The sequence below is a fragment of the Thainema salinarum CENA647 genome, assembly GCF_057732415.1.
Genome location: NZ_JBYJZJ010000022.1, coordinates 827,950 through 845,361 on the forward strand (window position 1 = coordinate 827,950; position 17,412 = coordinate 845,361).

Below are 17,412 nucleotides of genomic sequence, written 5' to 3' on the forward strand. Positions count from 1 at the left end.
TACGGAGTAGATGCGTAAACCTTATTTAAGGAATACTACATCACAGGCCAAAAATATCAATTACTGCTGTGTGTTCAAGCAAGATTTACATACTATGCATCCCAGACTTGATACTGAGCAATTTTGCTGAAATTCCCAGTGGCGTAGCACAACATTCTCAGCTTGTTAAGCGCCTGCTGTTCTAAACGAGAATCTTTCATTTGCTGTACGATGGTTAATCGCTGTTCGCAACAGTCGAGCGCCTTGTTTTGTTGTCCTAATGCACTGTAGGCGGTACTAAGGCTTTCTAACGTTTGTTCTTCACTCCGGTAGTCTCCGTGCTGCTGAGCCAGTTCTAGCCGCTGTTGTAGGTAATGAATCGCTTTTTGGTAGTCGCCGATGGTACTGCAAGCATTGGCTAAGTTGCGCAGAATTTGATTAATACTACGCGGATCTTGCTGCTGTTGTGCGATGCTCAAAACTCGCTCATAGTAGTTAACGGTATCGGCATAGTTCCCCATCGCGTGGGCTGCGTTGCCGAGGTTCCGTAGGATTTGTTTTTCAATGGCATGTTCTTGTAGATTTTGTGCGATCGCAAGACTTGCTTTGTAATAGCTGATGGCCGAATCGTAGTCGCCGCGCGCCCGGTAAACCATGCCTAAGTTGTTCAGCGCAGCCATTTCTTTCATTGGATCATTTAAACGTTGAGCCAGTTCCAAAGCCTGCTGTTTATATTGAATGGCCTTGCCATAGTCTTGCAAATGTCGATACGCATTCCCTAAATTAGCCAATGCCTGATGCTCAAGTTCAATATCTCCAAGATTTTGAGCAACCATTAAGCTTTGGCGTCCACACGTAATAGACGCCCCGTACTCAGCTAGCGAATAGTAGGTCAGCGCTAACCAGCTTAAAATTTTTCCTTCTAATGGCAGTCCATCCTCATTGAGCTGGCGACACTGTTCTAAAGCTTCTTCTAACAATGCACAAGCCGACTGAAAATGGCCCGTACGATATTGCTGGATACCCCTTTGGCATCGAGCTTCTGCGGGACTGCCAGATTCCCTCGCTTCAGCAATCAGCGAAGCATCGTTTGCTGAAGCACTCGTTGAATCTACTTTAATCAGCGAAGCATCGTTTGCTGAAGCACTCGTTGAATCTACTTTGCTTCGAGATAAAGCTGGAATTGTGCCACGAGACAGTCGGGTGATGCGGTTTTGGGCATCACTAGAGTAATCATCAACTGGAAATGGTTTTGCATTCATCGCAAGCAAAGCATCCTTCACAAGTCAGTGCAATTAAAGCATCATGCGAAGAGGCACTGAGGCAAGAAAATAGGAGTGTGCAATAGTCTTCCAGTTGGAATACGCTTGCGAACCACTCCTCCACTTCACATTCTTCGATTTGTTCTTTAACTTTAGATAAATCAATGGCTAGCCCCCACCGTGATATTCCGCATTTCTGAAAATGCCTACTGAGTAAAGACGTCCTAGAAAATACGGTACTTTGCGGACATCAACCGTTAGATGCCGTCATATTTAACCTATCCCTCAAATGGTCACTCAGTACTGTGACGGAGATCACGTCGTAAGTTGATTGAGATCGTATTTCTCTAATGGTGAATCGCGCATACTCTATATAGACTCAACTCTAGCCGAGTCATCAACAGGGAACACACAACTGCCGACAGCTTTCTTCGTGAGAGATGTCGGTTTTTTATTGGATAGTTTTTGATTGATTTTTCTTGGACAAAAAAGAGGAGTGATGGTTGTCCTCGAAACAAACATCACTCCTCTTTTCGGGATGGCTAGGCGAAACTTACACAATTTCGACTAGCTCAATATCAAATATGAGCTTTTCGCCTGCTAGCGGATGATTTGCATCCAGCGTTACCTTACTCTCGGATACATCAGTGACAAGCACTGGAATTGCTTGGCCATTGGGTTGGCCGATCTGGAGTTGCTGACCAACTGCCAGTGGGATATCCGCTGGAATTTGCTGGCGCTCAACCACAACCACCCGTTCCGGATTGTGGGAACCATAGGCTTGATCAGGAGGAATACTAGCCGTTTTGGATTCGCCCGGACTCATTCCCATCACAGCAGACTCAAATCCAGGGATGATGCCGCCTGATCCAACGGAAAATTCTAGCGGTTCACGGTTTGCAGAGGAATCAAAGACCGTTCCGTCTTCGAGCTTCCCGGTGTAGTGTACTTTGACTGTATCGCCGGTTTTGACTTGTGACATAAGAAGTTGCCTCGTTATCTAGTGCCACCTTAACAACTACTTGGCAATTACCCCTCAGGCCTTAGGCATTTCTAGAGATTTCCAATTAATCAAAAATATTAAAAATGCCAAAGACGGTAGATAGAATGCGGCCAATGGGACTTGTAATCTGACCAGCTGAGTCAGAAAAACGGGTTAACCCAGAGCGTCCGACAACGATGACATCATTTTCGAGCAGTGCAGGATTATTCTCTTCACTCAACTCATTCCCTAAGTCAATTTCAATCTCTCGTTCGACGACAGTGCCATCTGGATTGAGCCGCACTAGATTGACTTCATCCTTTTCAGCTCGCACCGGATCAAATCCACCGGCTGAGAGGAGGGCCTGATTGAGCGGCGTATTGGGGGCAACTTGAATGGGGCCAGGGGATTCAACTTCGCCAATCACAAATACCGTAATCGTTTCGGGTGAGATGCTGGTCGAACCGATTTGAATCGCTTCCGCTGCCGTGAGCGCTTCTGCTGTGGGAATAAAAATAGAATCACCACTTTGCAGCGTAATGTCTTTACTCAGATTTGCATTGGTGACGAGCTCCCACAGGTTAACCGTCATCGACTGATCAGGACTACCAGAAGAGGCTCGCTGGACTTCTACTTCTCGAAGATTGGCACGTGGTGTAATACCGCCAGCAAGCTGAATCGCTTCGGTCAGCGTGGGAAATCCGCCTTCTTGTCGCTGCTCTAGTGAAATCGTGTAGGAACCTGGACGTTTGACGGCACCTGCGATCGCAACTCGTACCGGACGCAGAGCTAGGGGAGAAACCGTCACAACGGCTCGCCGTAAATAGGGACGATAGGCCACTGCGATCGCATCTGCCGCTTCTGTAAAGGTCAAACCTTGAACCGCAACACTGCCAGCAGTTGGTAAGTTCACCGTGCCATCGGTTAGAATCAGCGCTTCACCACTGTATTGCTCTGCCCCAAAAATGCTGATAGCAACGCGATCTCCAGGTCCTAAGGTATAGCGATCGCTAATCGTGGGTGTAGTGGGTGCAGCCTGTGGTGGCACATGAGAATCTTGATTATTTTCGTTGAAAATGTCGTAGCGAGTAGATGGACTAGCGGAATTGCCTCCAGGCGAGAGTTCCGGTAGGGGAGTGGTCTGTACCGGATAGTCGGCAATATAGTGTTGGGACTCCAGATTATCTAAACTATCTGCTTGAGGGCTAGAATGCTGGTGCTGATTGGGCTGAACGGTCAGAGCAAGATTGCTATTGCTGATTGCAAGAGGTTCATAAACTGGCTGAAGCGATTGTGCGATCTCACAATCTGACAACATCCAGAGCGAGACCAAAGCCGCGCTACCGCATAAAAATCGTGGAGATTTAGGAAACCAAGCCATAATCAACTCGCTTGTTTTTGCTTCAAGACGGGCAAAGATGATGCTTGTTTCCTTTTTCTCAAACTCGATGGCTGATCCGGATGGTGATCGTGGTGTTGTGGTAAAGACGCCGACCTACTGATGGGTCTAGTGCTGAGCTACAATTTGCTTCACTCCCCACGTCTCTCGCCTCACGTCGCCGAGAACCGGAAATACCCGAAACGTATTAAACGCAGTTGGGACAGGCGCGATCGGCTTCGAAATCCGCCAGATTAGAAAGCGTTGTATGTGCGATCGCATCCAATGCATTTTGCGTAAAAAAGGCTTGGTGAGCTGTGATCACCACATTGGTGAATGATTGCAGAAGTTGAAATGTCTCGTCCTGAATCACAACGTCAGACAAATCCTCAAAAAACAAATCGGCTTCTTCTTCATAGACATCAATGCCCAGATAGCCGATTGTGCCGTCTTTGATGGCATCGATGGCAGCACGGGTATCAATCAGTCCACCCCGACTGGTATTAATTAGCATTGCGCCTCGCTTCAAGTGCTGAAGAGAATCCCCATTGATCAAATGATAGGTATCTGGCAGCAGCGGACAGTGGAGTGACACAATATCGGAGCGCGATAGTAGCTCAGGCATATCGACATATTGTACCCCCAGTTCTAAACAGGCTGAATTTTGCTGTACATCATGAGCTAGCAGCTTACAGCCAAAGCCATGCATAATCCGGGTAAAGCATTCGCCGATTTTACCTGTGCCGACAACGCCTACTGTAGAGCCGTGCAGGTCAAACCCCAATAGGCCACTGAGGGCAAAGTTGTCCTCACGGGTGCGGTTATAAGCCCGATGCAGTTTGCGATTGAGAGTGAGAATGAGGCCCACCGCATGTTCTGCCACCGCATAAGGTGAGTAAGCAGGCACCCGCGCCACTGTAATACCGTGTTGCTTGGCGGCATCTAAATCTACGTTGTTGTAGCCAGCTGATCGCAAAACTACAAAGTGCGTCCCCTGATCCGCTAAGGTCTTCAACGTCTCATGGTCAAGCTGGTCGTTGATGAAGACACAAACCGCTGGAAATCCCTCTGCTAGTTTGACTGTACTTGGAGTAAGCCGGGGCTCAAAAAAAGTGAGGTCATGCCCATAGGACTCATTGGTTGAGCGAAGCGAAGAGCGATCGTAGGGTTTTGTACTAAAAACAGCAACTTTCATAAATCTTGCAGCACCACGGGCGGATTAGGTCTTCGCCAGTGATGGTATCGTCAACAGCGCTTCAAATGTATCAAACGATAGTCAGAAATCGCTGTTGCGATCGCAACCAGCAGCCCTAAACAATGGTTCCAGATCTACAATTGCTCGATTAAATTGCACTATGACTGGGTTAATTCATGGAAGTGGCATCACGGGTTGCGCTGTCGCTGGATTGCGATCGCGTTGCGAGGACTTCTACCGTTTCGCCAACTTGTACGGTACCTAGCTCGTTTTGGATCAGGTTCTGACCAAACCAGATTTGGCCATCCCACAGCCGATATTTGGCCAATGTCCGTAGCGGTTCACTGCTCCGTACGGCAGTCGATTGCTCCACCGTGGTCATAATACAGCGCGAACAGGGCTTTACCACCTGAAACGACACAAGGCCAATCTGAATTTGGCTCCAGGTATCTTCCTCGTGAGCCTGCACGCCATCTACAACAAAATTAGGCCGAAATCGATCCATCGGCACAGGATGAGCTAACTGCTGATTGAGGTTATCCAGCGATGCCTGAGAAATCAGCAAAAACGGATAGCCATCGGCAAAACTCACGAGCTGATTCGACAGGAGCGGATGATTTACCAGCCGACGCGATGAGTCTGGCATGTAGACCAACTGGCAGCGCACGTTGAGAAATCGACTAAACCACTCATTAATTTCATCATTTAGTGGAATCGCGCCACAGATATCCCGCCAAACCTGAACCGAAAGCTGGCCTTTGCGGTTTGGTTGTAAGGGAACCGAGAGCGGCGGCATTTGGGGGGCTGCGATCGCCAATCGTCCCTCCTCGGCTGCGATCGCAACTTGAATCAAAGCCATGCGCGGATGCTGACGCTGAGTCATAAACTGACCCGCTTGATCCACCAACATCCAACGCCGATCGTACTGTAGCCCCCGTGTTTCAACCTGCCCCGTTGACAGGGAAATACCAGCGGCAGATTTAATCGGATAAATATACAGACCGCTTAGGGTGATGGGGGGCATGCATCCAACTCCAGCAATCATAAATGGACTGATTGAACGCCCGAATTCAAAATAGAATTCAGACTAAAGAGTCCATTATCACCCTTCACTGTCATTCATGGTGGACTGAGCCCTTAATGACAATAGCAGTCTGTTGTTGCCAATTGTTTTTGACAGTTATGTAACATATGCGGATGGCGAGACTCGAACTCGCAAGGCTTGCGCCACACGCCCCTCAAGCGTGCGTGTCTACCAATTCCACCACATCCGCGTGGGATATACGCTTTCTAGAATCTGAGCTGATCGGTAACCTGAACAGTTACTTTTATCCTGTTGACAGATCAATAAACAGAACCAACTGCGATTTATCAGCATAGACCATTATGCTACCTTTGCAACCCTCTGACAAGTAAAATCATTGCTAATCCTCAAAAGAGACTGATTGTGCGTGTTGTGTGTGACGTGGGCTCTGTTTACCCGCCCGAAATCATCATCAACCGCCGCTACTCAATCATCAATTGATTGACGAGCAAGGCTCAACCACATGGTAGGATTAACTACCGTCAAGATACAGTCAGATAATCGTTTCTAAAAGACAGCATCGGCTACCAGATGAGCTTTTCCAAGATTTTAATTGCGAACCGAGGGGAAATTGCGCTACGCATCATTCGAACATGCGAGGAACTTGGGATTGCCACGGTTGCCGTCCATTCGACAGTGGACAAGCATGCGCTCCATGTTCAGCTCGCGGATGAAGCCGTTTGCATTGGCGAAGCTCCCAGCAGCAAAAGCTACCTGAATATCCCTAACATTATCGCTGCGGCTTTGACGCGCAACGCCTCTGCGATTCATCCCGGCTACGGTTTCTTGGCCGAAAACGCCAAATTTGCTGAAATCTGTGCTGATCACCAAATTACTTTCATTGGCCCTACTCCAGAAGCCATGCTGTCGATGGGCGATAAGTCCACGGCCAAGGCAACCATGCAGCGGGTGGGTGTACCCACTGTACCGGGCAGTGATGGTTTAGTACTGGAAGACCAGGATGCACTTGCGATCGCAGATCGGATCGGCTACCCAGTCATGATCAAAGCCACGGCTGGCGGCGGTGGCCGTGGTATGCGCCTAGTACGCGATCCAGGCGATTTATTGAAGCTATTTTCGGCAGCACAAGGTGAAGCCGAAGCAGCCTTTGGCAATCCTGGGCTTTATCTGGAAAAATTTATCGAACGTCCTCGCCACATTGAGTTTCAAATTTTAGCCGACAGCTATGGTAACGTTGTTCACCTGGGTGAACGAGACTGTTCAATTCAGCGTCGCCACCAGAAATTACTGGAAGAAGCTCCCAGTCCGGCTCTTGATCCAGTTCTGCGCGAAAAAATGGGTCAGGCTGCAGTACGAGCCGCTCAGTCCATTAACTACGTTGGAGCCGGAACGGTAGAATTTTTGCTCGATGCCCACGGCAACTTCTACTTCATGGAGATGAATACCCGCATCCAGGTTGAGCATCCCGTCACTGAAGTTGTCACGGGGTTAGACCTGATTGCAGAGCAAATCCGAGTGGCTCAAGGCGAACGGCTCTCGTTTACCCAAGATGAGATCTGTTTACGAGGTCACGCCATCGAATGCCGCATTAATGCTGAAGATCCAGCACATAATTTCCGGCCTCATCCGGGGCGAATCAACGGTTACTTACCTCCCGGCGGCAATGGTGTACGCATGGATTCCCATGTCTATACAGACTATGAAATTCCGCCTTACTACGATTCACTAATTGGCAAACTCATTGTCTGGGGGCCAGATCGACCTACAGCAATTCGCCGTATGCGGCGGGCACTGCGTGAGTGCGCCATCACCGGACTGCCCACTACCATCAGTTTTCATCAGAAGGTGCTAGAAACGCCCCAGTTTTTGGCTGGCGATGTCTTTACTGACTTTGTAGACAAGGTTATGATGCCGTCTACACAAACCTGATTACTAGGTAGGCACCAAAAAAGACGGCAGCGCCGTCTTTTTTGGTCGTGGAAAACAATCAAAGTGCCTACCAGCTAGTTACATCATGTGAACTAAACCTTGCTGGCCGAGTAGGATTTCGCGTACCAGGCTCAAAATCCCGACCCAGATGATGGGGGAGATGTCAACACCACCCAACGGTGGGATCAGCTTCCGGACGGGAATGAGAAATGGTTCTGTTGGCCAAGCGACTAAATTAAAGGGCAGACGGTTCAGGTCAGCTTGAGGATACCAGGTCAGCACGATCCGGAAAATAAACAGCAGGATCATGAGTCCGAGTAGAGGCCCAAGAACCCAAGTTGCAGCAGTTTCAAGCGTCATGTCGTTCAACCCATCCAGTTGCATCATCTTGTTGTCGTTATCATCGACCAAAGCGGCTACCCGTGGCGCATCTTTAGCGATATCTGTTGATTTTGTTTGTGTTGTGGAGAGATCTAAGCAAATTATAACCTTTTGTAAAGGCAAGCGGTCTAGCGGTAACTTGCTGTTTTAGGTACGGTTCAGCAAATTTAGTTACAATCAAGCTTCTCAAGACTGTAACAGCCCTATAAAATTAAGTTAATAAAGTCAACGTTTCAACCTTTCGGAAAGGTAAGCCATTATGACTCCATCTTTGATGAATTTCATTTTAAGCCTGGTAGCGGGTGCAGCAATCGTTGTTATTCCTGCCACTGTTGCCTTGATCTTTATTAGCCAACGCGACAAAATTCAGCGTAGCTAGAACCTTTTAGGGTTAGTAAGCTGCATCTGACTTCCAAGGGACGTACGAATGTACGTCCCTATTGTTTAGGTTTAACGGAGAATGTGAGCGGTTTACAGTCTGTAGCGATTTGCCCAGTCGGTTTACTACTGACGGTATGCATACAGTATTCGTTAGGAGTTTAGCTTCCATAAACGAACTTGATACTATATAAGCTATGTGAAGCTGCTTGAGGCTCGCTAGAATGGGCATGATGATTTAATCATCAGTGTTGCAAAAAACAACTGATTTTGCGTTTAAGTGCTTGGCTAATACTTAAACCTGTAGTGGCCGAACAAGACTGCACGTTTGGTGTATGTCGATGTTGATATAGGCTGTCTGCGGCTTTGGTGCTGAGTTGTCACCTTGAGAGGAATTTACTGTGGGTTTTGGTACTCCCGTTCCCCTGCTGTTGGGAATCATCATGATTGTTGGCGCTGTGGCGCTGTTTTTTCTGAATCGGCTAAAGCCTGGTTATGAGCGCGATATCGATAAGATCTATGCGTTCGCATTCTTGATAGCAGGGATCATCCTGTTGACGGAATGGGATATGTCGTTTCCGGCAGCAATGCAGCAACTCATCGTGGTGCTATCGCTGATCAGTCTCACGATCCAAAATATCTACTCCCGTACACCGCTGGATCCCCGCGTGGCTCCACCTGTGGGAGGATACGATGGCGGACGCGATGACTATCGACCTCCCAGCCGTCCGGACTATCGGCCTGGCCCTCGAACCAATGTGCGAGCAGAGTTGGATCGCAGAGACTACATGCCTGACGACCGCTATTATGCGAATCGGCCCATGATCGGGGGACGGGAAGAGCCTTACTACGATGATTATCGGGGTGCTCCTCCCGATGCTTACAGCAGCTATCGGCCAGGAACCCCACCGAATAATGGCGTCATCGGTCGTTTACCAGGTAATATGCCAGACCGCTCTGAGCGGGGAATGCGCCCATCTTGCTCGGATAGTCGCGATCGCACTCCTGATCGTCCCTACAATCAGCCACCCAGTTCATACACTCAGCAGCCACCTGCCGATCCGTACAGTAGCCGTCCACCTGCTAATAACGAACGTTGGAATGATTGGAACGATCGGCCAGCGCGTCCGTCTTCCCGTCCACTCGGCAACCGTCCCTCTTCGCTAGATGATGCGCGACGCTCTCCAGCTCCAACCCGGACAGCAGCTCGGTTTGATGCTCATAATCCGGCGGCAACCAACCAGGATGAGCCGATGGCTCCCAGTAATTATGTCGATTACAGTGCCGTTAACCCAGATGATCGTCCCGATCAGCCACTGAACTTGAGTTAACGCAGTTTGGATTTAATGCAAGAGAGGGCTGGTAGCGTGCTGCGCTGCCAGCCCTCTTTTTTGATTCGATTAGATAGCAGCTTCCTGTTTTGCGGCTGCTTTTTGGCGCGATCTCAGTTCCAGGTACACAATCAGAGCGTTCACATCGGCGGGATTGACTCCACCAATGCGAGAGGCTTGACCGATCGTGAGCGGCTGCACCTGAGCCAGCTTTTCCCGTGCTTCTTTCGATAACGTTTCGATTTGGTGATAATCCAAATCGGACGGCAGCTTGCGATTGGCCTGTTTGAGCACTTGGTCAATCTGATTTTGCTGGCGCTGAATGTAGCCAGAGTACTTGATGTCAATTTCTGCGCCTTCTTTCTCAGTGCGCTCTAGCGCGGGTTGCCCCAAGCCGTAGTGCTCCAAATTGGCGTAGTGAAATCCGGGCCGCCGCAGCAAATCTGCCAGTGTAATCGAGCCTTTGATCCGCTGCTGCGTATCCTGCATGATCGCCTGACCAATCTCGTCATGCTCTTTAACCCGCGTTTCGTAGAGGCGCTCTTTCTCTGCCGCAATGTTTTCCTGCTTGTGCTGAAACAACTGCCAGCGGCGGTCATCAATCAAACCAATCTCGCGCCCCAGCGGCGTCAACCGCTGATCGGCATTATCCGATCGCAGCAGCAGCCGATACTCAGAGCGCGAGGTCAACATGCGATACGGTTCCCGCAGATCTTTGGTGCAGAGATCGTCAATCAGCGTCCCGATATAGCTGCCTTCGCGGGGCAGAATTACCTCATTTTGACCGCGTACAAACCGCGCGGCATTAATGCCTGCGACAATGCCTTGGGCCGCTGCTTCTTCATAACCCGTAGTGCCGTTGATTTGACCTGCGCAGTACAGACCTTCGATCTTTTTCGTCATCAGGGTCGGGAAACACTGCGTAGCAGGCAGGTAGTCATACTCCACCGCATAGGCAGGCCGCAGCATGGCGCAATGTTCCAATCCAGGTAGCGATCGCAGCATGGCGAGCTGAAGCATTTCCGGCAGTCCAGTGGAAAATCCTTGGATATACAGCTCTGGACTGTCGCGGCCTTCTGGCTCTATAAAGATTTGATGGCTATCTTTATCGGCAAATCGAACAATTTTATCCTCAATGCTCGGACAGTAGCGTGGCCCTTTAGCATCGACCCAGCCGCCATAGACGGGTGAAAGGTGCAGATTATCCCGAATAATTTGATGCGTTTCTGCCGTCGTCCGCGTCAAGTAACAGGGCATTTGCTCCTGCTCAATCCAGACCTCGGGATCGAAGCTGAACCAGCGGACATCCTCGTCACCGGGCTGTGCTTCCATTTTGGAGTAGTCTACGGAGCGCCGATCTACACGGGCAGGGGTACCCGTCTTTAGTCGTCCTGTTTCAAAACCGAGCTGGTTCAAGGTCTCCGTTAAGCCAATTGCCGCAAACTCCCCGGCTCGTCCCGCCGGCATTGACTTGTTGCCAATCCAGATACATCCCCCCAGAAACGTTCCGGTCGTCAAAATGACGGCTTTGCACTTGAACGCCACACCAAAATAGGTCTGCACGCCAACAACTTCATCGTTGTGGCCCATAACCAAATCCGTCGCCATGCCCTCGCGGATCACCAGATTGTCCTGGTTCTCCACGATGGTTTTCATAATGGCGGCATATTCGCGCTTATCGGTTTGCGCCCGCAGTGCCCAGACCGCTGGCCCACGCGAGCTGTTAAGAATTCGCTTTTGCAGATAGGCTCGATCGGCCATTTTGCCAATTTCGCCACCCAAGGCATCGACTTCGTGGGTCAGTTGTGATTTGGCAGGCCCGCCGACAGCAGGATTGCAGGGCTGCCAGGCAATCTTGTCGAGGTTGAGCGTCAGCAGCAGCGTCCGACAGCCCAATCGCGCTGTGGCTAAAGCCGCTTCACAACCCGAATGTCCGGCTCCGACGACGACGACATCAAATTCATCTAAAAACTCTACATTTGCGAGCCTGACCATACCTCAACCCGTTGAAGGACACAGTCTCAATTTTAGCGGTTGCGATCGAGGCTTGGAGTTGCAGATCGATTCTGATCGGCTATGAGGAACCTGAATTAGGGAGCTTAGTACTGCTGTTGAGAATAGGCTGGTGGATAGGCATAACTAGACGTGTTAGGGACAAAGGGTGGTACGCCGGATGACGTGGGTCTAGGCTGCTGTACAGGTTGGTTATGTGCTGCCGGTGCCGAATGGGATGCCGTATCTGCGCTGCCTGCACGATTAATGTGGACAAAGCTGGGTGTGAAGAGAAAGATGGTTTCACCGAGACGTTCTTGGTCACCATCAATGGCAAACGTGCCGCCAGCGACATAGTCAACGGCGCGCTGAGCCTGATCCGGATCCATCCGATCGAGGTTGAGGATAACGGCCTTACGTTCGCGTAGAGCTGCGATCGCACGTGGCATATCTTCAAATGAATCGGGTTCCAGTACCATAAACTCAACATGCTTTAGCCCCAAACCCGGCATCGCCACAATATTGTTATTGGCGGGATTACCAGCGGGCATTGGATTTACAGTGGGCGGCAGGGAAGCACCTGGAACCGCCTGTGGCGATGGAGGAGTCGGATAGGCGGATGCGGTTGGCGCATCATAGCCGTTGTCATAATCGGCATCCTGGTTGGCATCGTAGACATAGTCGTATTGACTCGCCTCGCTCCAGCCCAAAGAATCTTGTATGCGCTGAAATAAACCCATAGCCATGCCACCTTTAGTTCGCATGTTCTGTTTTTTTATATCATTTTTAGATTGTTATTGCCAGAGTAAAGATGCGGATTCTTGAGCATCAAGCTGAGTTTTATTCAGTGATTTAGATCGCTTAAATTCAGATCTTTGATCACTTTTTAGCTGATAAACCAGTGCATCACCTGTTAAATCCAGATGCTTTTGGGCATTCTGAGGCAAAATGCCATATTTCTCTTGCCAAAGGATGGAGTCATGCTGTATTTAGCATCTCGTTTAATCCGTCGAAGTTCTTTTCTGAGTGGCTTATTTGCGATCGCGCTCAGTCTAACGGTGCTGACCGGGATTTCTGCACGGGCACATCTGAACTAAACGTGAAGCCGTTGCGGGTGGGTCTGAATAGCTGGCCGGGATTTGATGTGGCGCTGTATGGCTCCGACGCAGGCATTTTTGAGCAACGGGGACTAGAGGTCGAATTTGTGCGATTCGATGTTGCTCAAGATACGGTACGAGCGCTGCTGCGCGGGTCGTTAGATGCGGCGTTTGTCTCGCTGTGGGATATTGCAGGCCGATCCGGGAGAGCATAATCCGGCTTTCATTATGGCAACCAACGTATCGCATGGTTCCGATGGCATTGTGGCCCAAGCCGGCATTACTTCGGTGGCTGAGCTGAAAGGAAAAGTTGTCGGCTTGTGCAGAATTACGCGACTCTACCAGGTGTGGTCGAAATCGCGATTTTATCACCCAATCGGGAAACATTGGCGCGCAGTCCATCTGCGGTCGGGGATGAGTCGTTTGTGCGAGATTATCCCAATTTGATTCCTGTTTTAGAAACAGCCGCTCGTACCGGAGTAGCCACCAATCTTCAGACAACTGTCGGTGGTACTCCCGTGCTGGTGGATATTTTGCCGTTTAGCAGCACCCTATTCGGTGCGGGTCAACGCGGACTTGCGATCGCAATTGTCGATCTGCATCAAATGCAGCAAGAGGCACAATCAACCTTTCTCGCCTTTACCATTACCATGTTTGGGGGGGGCAGCCGTCATTTTGGGGCTCATGGCGCTGTTGGTGCAGCACAACGTTTTGGAACCCATGCGCCAGCTCACCCAAACCGTGAAGCAGAGCCAGAAAACCGGCAGTTTTCAGCCGCCGTCTCATCTGCCTAATAACGAAATTCAATTCTTGGCCGAGACCTTTAGCACTGTCTTCAAGGAGCTGGAATCCTATCTCCAACTTTAGCTTGAAATTCGCGTCGGAAAGAAATTGAGGCCGAACTGCGGGACAGCGAAGCCAATGAGCGGCGTAAGTCAGAACAGCTTGAAAAAACGCTGGCCGAATTGCGGCAGGCGCAAGCTCAACTGGTGCAAAGTGAAAAGATGTTCAGTCTGGGTCAACTGGTCGCCGGGGTAGCCCATGAAATTAATAATCCCGTGAGCTTTATTTACGGCAATCTTGTGCATGCGGAAACGAGCATTGACGATTTGTTGGGGCTGATTGCCCTTTACCAGCAGCACTATCCTGATCCAAATGCTGAGATTCAAGATGAGATTGAAGCGATTGATCTAGAGTTCTTGATGACTGATCTGCCCAAAATGCTGCACTCAATGAGATCAGGGGCTGATCGGATTAGAGATATTGTGATGTCCCTGCGCGTGTTTTCGCGTATAGATGAGGCTGAGGTTAAATCGGTAGATTTGCACGAGGGACTGGATAGTACCCTAATGATTTTGCAGAGTCGGCTGAGGGAGAAACCTGAGCATCCTGCAATTCAGGTGATTAGCAATATGGAGATTTGCCTCGGGTTGAATGCTATGCCGGACAGGTCAATCAGGTGTTTATGAACATCTTGGTCAATGCTATTGATGTGCTGGAAGAGTGCGATCGCAACCGGACTTGGCCAGAAATTCAGGCTAACCCCAGCACCATCACAATTTAAACAGAAGCCGTCATCAATCCAACCGATCCCACCGCTGAACCCGAGCGAGTTCGCATCCGCATTCGTGACAACGGCTCTGGAATTCCGACAGAAATTCAGGAACGGCTGTTTGACCCCTTTTTCACCACTAAATCCGTTGGCAAAGGTATGGGTTTAGGTCTATCGATTAGCCACCAAATTATTATGGGGAAACACAATGGCCAGCTGACATGCTACTCCACCATAGGCGAAGGCGCTGAGTTTGTGATTGAACTGCCGTGCTACATGCCAATCACAGAACGCCTATCCTTTTGCCAGAAACAAGGTCTGAAACCGACAGTGACGAAGAACTAGACCCCACCATCATGCTGGTGCCACCGGATACTCAGTGATTAATGGTTATTGCTTGTGACCTAATGTCAATCCAAACGCCAATCTAATGGTGTGAAATGCCTGCACAGCCAAAGTTTCACACCATCAGGCACGGGTTTTCTAACCAGGCTTCAAATCAACCCTATGGGTAGAAGCTCATTTGGGGTAGTCCTAACGTTTCCTCCCAGCCCATCATGATATTCAGACACTGTACGGCTTGACCCGCCTGCCCCTTCATCAAATTGTCGATCGCCGACATGACGATAACTCGATCGGTGCGGGGATCAACCTCAATGCCGATGTAGCAATTGTTGGTGCCGTAGGCCCATTTGGTTTGAGGATAGACGCCGTTGGGCAGCATCTTTACCCAGGGACAGTTGCGATAGAAGGCACTGTAGATCGTTAATAAATCATCACGTACCAGTCCTGGATCGCGCAGCGTGGCATAAACCGTTGCCAAAATTCCCCGCACCATCGGGATCAGGTGAGGCGTAAACTGCACGAGCACTTCATGTCCGGCTAGGCGGCTGCAGATTTGCTCAATTTCTGGTGTGTGGCGATGACGGGCCACGCCGTAGGCCGCTAAGGAATTATCAGCTTCAGCCAGCAACAAGTGCGTTTTAGCCTGCCGTCCGCCGCCGGATGTGCCGGATTTGGCATCGACAATGGCAGTTTCGGTCAAAATCAAGCCTTGCTTCATCAACGGCGACAGAGCCAGCAAGCTCGCGGTGGGATAGCAGCCCGGACAGCCAATCAGTTGCGCCTCGGCAATGCGATCGCGATATAGCTCCGGCAGACCATACACTGCTGTTTCCGCGACGGCTTTGTCCTGCCGTTCTTTGCCATACCACATTTCATAGGTGCCCAAATCAGAGAAGCGGTAGTCGGCTGACAGATCCAGCACCTTGCAGCCCTTCTCTAGTAGGGGCGGAGCCATCTCACAGGCTAAGCCATTCGGCAGGGATAGAAACACAACATCACAGCGGCGGGCGATTTCGTCTAAGTCAATTGCTTCTACTTTCAAGTCAAACTGGCGCGTCAGATGAGGATAAATATCGGAAAAAGCTTGCCCGGCGCTGCTATCACCACCGAGATACACAATCTCTGTTTTGGGGTGTTCGCTGAGGAGCCTAACCAGTTGAATGCCGCCGTAACCCGATGCACCAATAATTCCGATGGATAGCTCAGAATCGCCCATAATCGATCGCCTACACAAACGTAATGTCAACAGTAGTATTGGTTATCTCGGTCTGTCAAAAAACTGTCAACGTCTTGCCAAAACCAGTTGACGCTGCCGCATCAACTTTGCAGAGTCATGATATGTGGAGCAGGGAAATGGTGTCTCCCTCCGCAGTTGGGCGTTGAGTTTTAGCTGTGAGCAAATCTTGACAGTTGAATTTGACAGCTTTCCCTAACAGTCGTGATTGGATTGTAGTACCAAATATTCAGATTGATCCGCTGATCCCCAGAGATGTTGTTGGCGATACATGACGCAGGCAGCATCCGGGCTTTGGCGTTACAGATCAAAATACAACCAGCGGTGTATTTGTATTTTTTGTTAAGTTAAGTTACAGTGGGTCTAATAAGAAATGTATTGAGGATTTCACATGCCATATACGAGTGAAGAGGGTGGTCGCTTAAACAACTTTGCAGTTGAACCAAAGATGTATGAAGCAGAACCCCCTTCTAAAGGGCAAATGATTAACTACGTCATTTTAGGCGCTGGTGCGATCGCACTTATTGGTGGTCTATTTTTCGTAGCTGCTTCTGTTTCATAAGATATTAATTCTTAAATAAAACGATTTTGATCCAAATCAGAATTTAACGCACCTGCTGTTTCTAGACGAAGCGGCGGGTGTTTTGGCTTTAAGCACTCAAAGCACTCTGAGTGCTCACGTTTTTGCGATCTCACGATCGCCACGTCGCCTCTCCTTCCGTCATTCACTGTCGCCGTTGAGTCGTTGATTGATCACTGACAGATGCCTATACTTACCTCCACCAACTTTGAGGGACTTGTCAATCGCCGATTTCTGAAAAACTTGTTGCCTCAGCCCGCTCGCCCTGTTTTGTCGCTGGGCAATTCAACACCTGATTTTGAACTCTTTTGCATTCAGCAGCCGCAGATCATTCGGCTGTCCCAACTGATTCAGGCAAAACGACCAATTCTCCTGGCTTTTACGCGCATTTTTACTGAAAATCAGTACTGTCCGCTCTGCTTTCCCCATATTCAAGCACTGAATCGTCAGTATCAGCAATTTCAGCAACTTGGCGTAGACGTATTCATGATTACGAGTACGGACTATGACCAAAGCACAATCGTCGTACGCGATCTGGGGCTAAAAATTCCGTTACTCAGCGATCCGACCTGTGAGGTCTTTCGCCGCTATGGGCTGGGGCAAGCGCTGGGTGCGCCACTGCCGGCGCAGTTTTTGCTCGATCAAACGGGACGCTTGCAGTATGCCCATCTCTTTTCGTTTTTATCTCACAATGCGGATGTAGACGGGTTGCTGTCCGTCGCACAGGCTTGTTGTGTATGAGTTGCAAAACC

The 17,412-nt window shown here is 49.7% G+C and carries 18 protein-coding genes and 1 tRNA gene; 9 read left to right on the forward strand and 10 right to left on the reverse strand.

All coding sequences use genetic code 11. The annotated features are described in order from the left end of the window. Positions 1-92 precede the first annotated feature (92 nt). From AC286M_RS10430 to AC286M_RS10455, 6 genes are all read right to left on the reverse strand, one after another. Positions 93-1,241: a tetratricopeptide repeat protein gene (locus AC286M_RS10430; protein WP_488204322.1), complete on the reverse strand. Its 1,149-nt coding sequence runs from the start codon at positions 1,239-1,241 to the stop codon at positions 93-95. Between the two features lie 553 nt (positions 1,242-1,794). Further along, positions 1,795-2,223 (reverse strand): FKBP-type peptidyl-prolyl cis-trans isomerase, encoded by a 429-nt coding sequence (locus AC286M_RS10435; protein ID WP_488204323.1) that lies wholly within the window; start codon positions 2,221-2,223, stop codon positions 1,795-1,797. 85 nt (positions 2,224-2,308) lie between these two features. Then, positions 2,309-3,604, reverse strand: a complete 1,296-nt coding sequence (locus AC286M_RS10440; RefSeq protein WP_488204324.1) for a polysaccharide biosynthesis/export family protein — start codon at positions 3,602-3,604, stop codon at positions 2,309-2,311. Positions 3,605-3,809: 205 nt separating this feature from the next. Then, positions 3,810-4,796: a 2-hydroxyacid dehydrogenase gene (locus AC286M_RS10445; protein ID WP_488204325.1), complete on the reverse strand. Its 987-nt coding sequence runs from the start codon at positions 4,794-4,796 to the stop codon at positions 3,810-3,812. A gap of 169 nt (positions 4,797-4,965) precedes the next feature. Continuing rightward, positions 4,966-5,820: an MOSC domain-containing protein gene (locus tag AC286M_RS10450; protein WP_488204326.1), complete on the reverse strand. Its 855-nt coding sequence runs from the start codon at positions 5,818-5,820 to the stop codon at positions 4,966-4,968. Between the two features lie 168 nt (positions 5,821-5,988). Next, positions 5,989-6,070: transfer RNA gene (locus tag AC286M_RS10455), tRNA-Leu, on the reverse strand. Between the two features lie 341 nt (positions 6,071-6,411). On the opposite strand from AC286M_RS10455, the gene accC reads away from it, so the two are divergent. Beyond that, positions 6,412-7,770, forward strand: a complete 1,359-nt coding sequence (accC, locus tag AC286M_RS10460) for an acetyl-CoA carboxylase biotin carboxylase subunit (RefSeq protein WP_488204327.1) — start codon at positions 6,412-6,414, stop codon at positions 7,768-7,770. A 78-nt stretch (positions 7,771-7,848) separates the two neighbouring features. Here accC and AC286M_RS10465 read toward each other — a convergent pair whose 3' ends face one another. Further along, complete coding sequence (locus AC286M_RS10465) at positions 7,849-8,157, reverse strand: YggT family protein (RefSeq protein WP_488204328.1); 309 nt, start codon at positions 8,155-8,157, stop codon at positions 7,849-7,851. A 253-nt stretch (positions 8,158-8,410) separates the two neighbouring features. On the opposite strand from AC286M_RS10465, the gene psbX reads away from it, so the two are divergent. Together psbX and AC286M_RS10475 are read left to right on the forward strand one after the other, a co-directional pair. Beyond that, a complete protein-coding gene (gene psbX / locus AC286M_RS10470; protein ID WP_488204329.1) occupies positions 8,411-8,530 on the forward strand; it encodes a photosystem II reaction center protein PsbX in 120 nt (39 codons plus the stop codon). A 400-nt stretch (positions 8,531-8,930) separates the two neighbouring features. Continuing rightward, a complete protein-coding gene (locus tag AC286M_RS10475) occupies positions 8,931-9,860 on the forward strand; it encodes a Ycf66 family protein (protein WP_488204330.1) in 930 nt (309 codons plus the stop codon). 69 nt (positions 9,861-9,929) lie between these two features. Here AC286M_RS10475 and mnmG read toward each other — a convergent pair whose 3' ends face one another. Both mnmG and AC286M_RS10485 read right to left on the reverse strand, forming a co-directional pair. Continuing rightward, entirely contained in the window at positions 9,930-11,855 is a 1,926-nt protein-coding gene (gene mnmG, locus AC286M_RS10480) for a tRNA uridine-5-carboxymethylaminomethyl(34) synthesis enzyme MnmG (RefSeq protein ID WP_488204331.1), read from the reverse strand. A gap of 104 nt (positions 11,856-11,959) precedes the next feature. Then, positions 11,960-12,592 carry a cell division protein SepF gene (locus AC286M_RS10485; RefSeq protein WP_488204332.1) on the reverse strand — a complete coding sequence of 211 codons (633 nt, stop codon included), beginning with the start codon at positions 12,590-12,592 and terminating at the stop codon, positions 11,960-11,962. Between the two features lie 161 nt (positions 12,593-12,753). Between AC286M_RS10485 and AC286M_RS10490 the strand changes: the two genes are divergently transcribed. The 4 genes from AC286M_RS10490 (at position 12,754) to AC286M_RS10505 (ending at position 14,846) form a co-directional block, all read left to right on the forward strand. Next, positions 12,754-13,164, forward strand: a complete 411-nt coding sequence (locus AC286M_RS10490; protein ID WP_488204333.1) for a type 2 periplasmic-binding domain-containing protein — start codon at positions 12,754-12,756, stop codon at positions 13,162-13,164. A 105-nt stretch (positions 13,165-13,269) separates the two neighbouring features. Further along, positions 13,270-13,743, forward strand: a complete 474-nt coding sequence (locus AC286M_RS10495; protein ID WP_488204334.1) for a hypothetical protein — start codon at positions 13,270-13,272, stop codon at positions 13,741-13,743. Positions 13,744-13,914: 171 nt separating this feature from the next. Then, complete coding sequence (locus AC286M_RS10500) at positions 13,915-14,418, forward strand: sensor histidine kinase (RefSeq protein ID WP_488204335.1); 504 nt, start codon at positions 13,915-13,917, stop codon at positions 14,416-14,418. A gap of 188 nt (positions 14,419-14,606) precedes the next feature. Continuing rightward, positions 14,607-14,846: an ATP-binding protein gene (locus AC286M_RS10505; protein ID WP_488208827.1), complete on the forward strand. Its 240-nt coding sequence runs from the start codon at positions 14,607-14,609 to the stop codon at positions 14,844-14,846. A gap of 160 nt (positions 14,847-15,006) precedes the next feature. Here the strand turns inward: AC286M_RS10505 and argC are convergent, their stop codons facing one another. Beyond that, positions 15,007-16,062, reverse strand: a complete 1,056-nt coding sequence (argC, locus tag AC286M_RS10510; protein WP_488204336.1) for an N-acetyl-gamma-glutamyl-phosphate reductase — start codon at positions 16,060-16,062, stop codon at positions 15,007-15,009. A 409-nt stretch (positions 16,063-16,471) separates the two neighbouring features. On the opposite strand from argC, the gene psb34 reads away from it, so the two are divergent. After that, positions 16,472-16,642 (forward strand): photosystem II assembly protein Psb34, encoded by a 171-nt coding sequence (psb34, locus tag AC286M_RS10515; RefSeq protein WP_488204337.1) that lies wholly within the window; start codon positions 16,472-16,474, stop codon positions 16,640-16,642. Between the two features lie 201 nt (positions 16,643-16,843). Then, positions 16,844-17,401, forward strand: a complete 558-nt coding sequence (locus AC286M_RS10520; RefSeq protein WP_488204338.1) for a peroxiredoxin family protein — start codon at positions 16,844-16,846, stop codon at positions 17,399-17,401. Positions 17,402-17,412 lie beyond the last annotated feature (11 nt).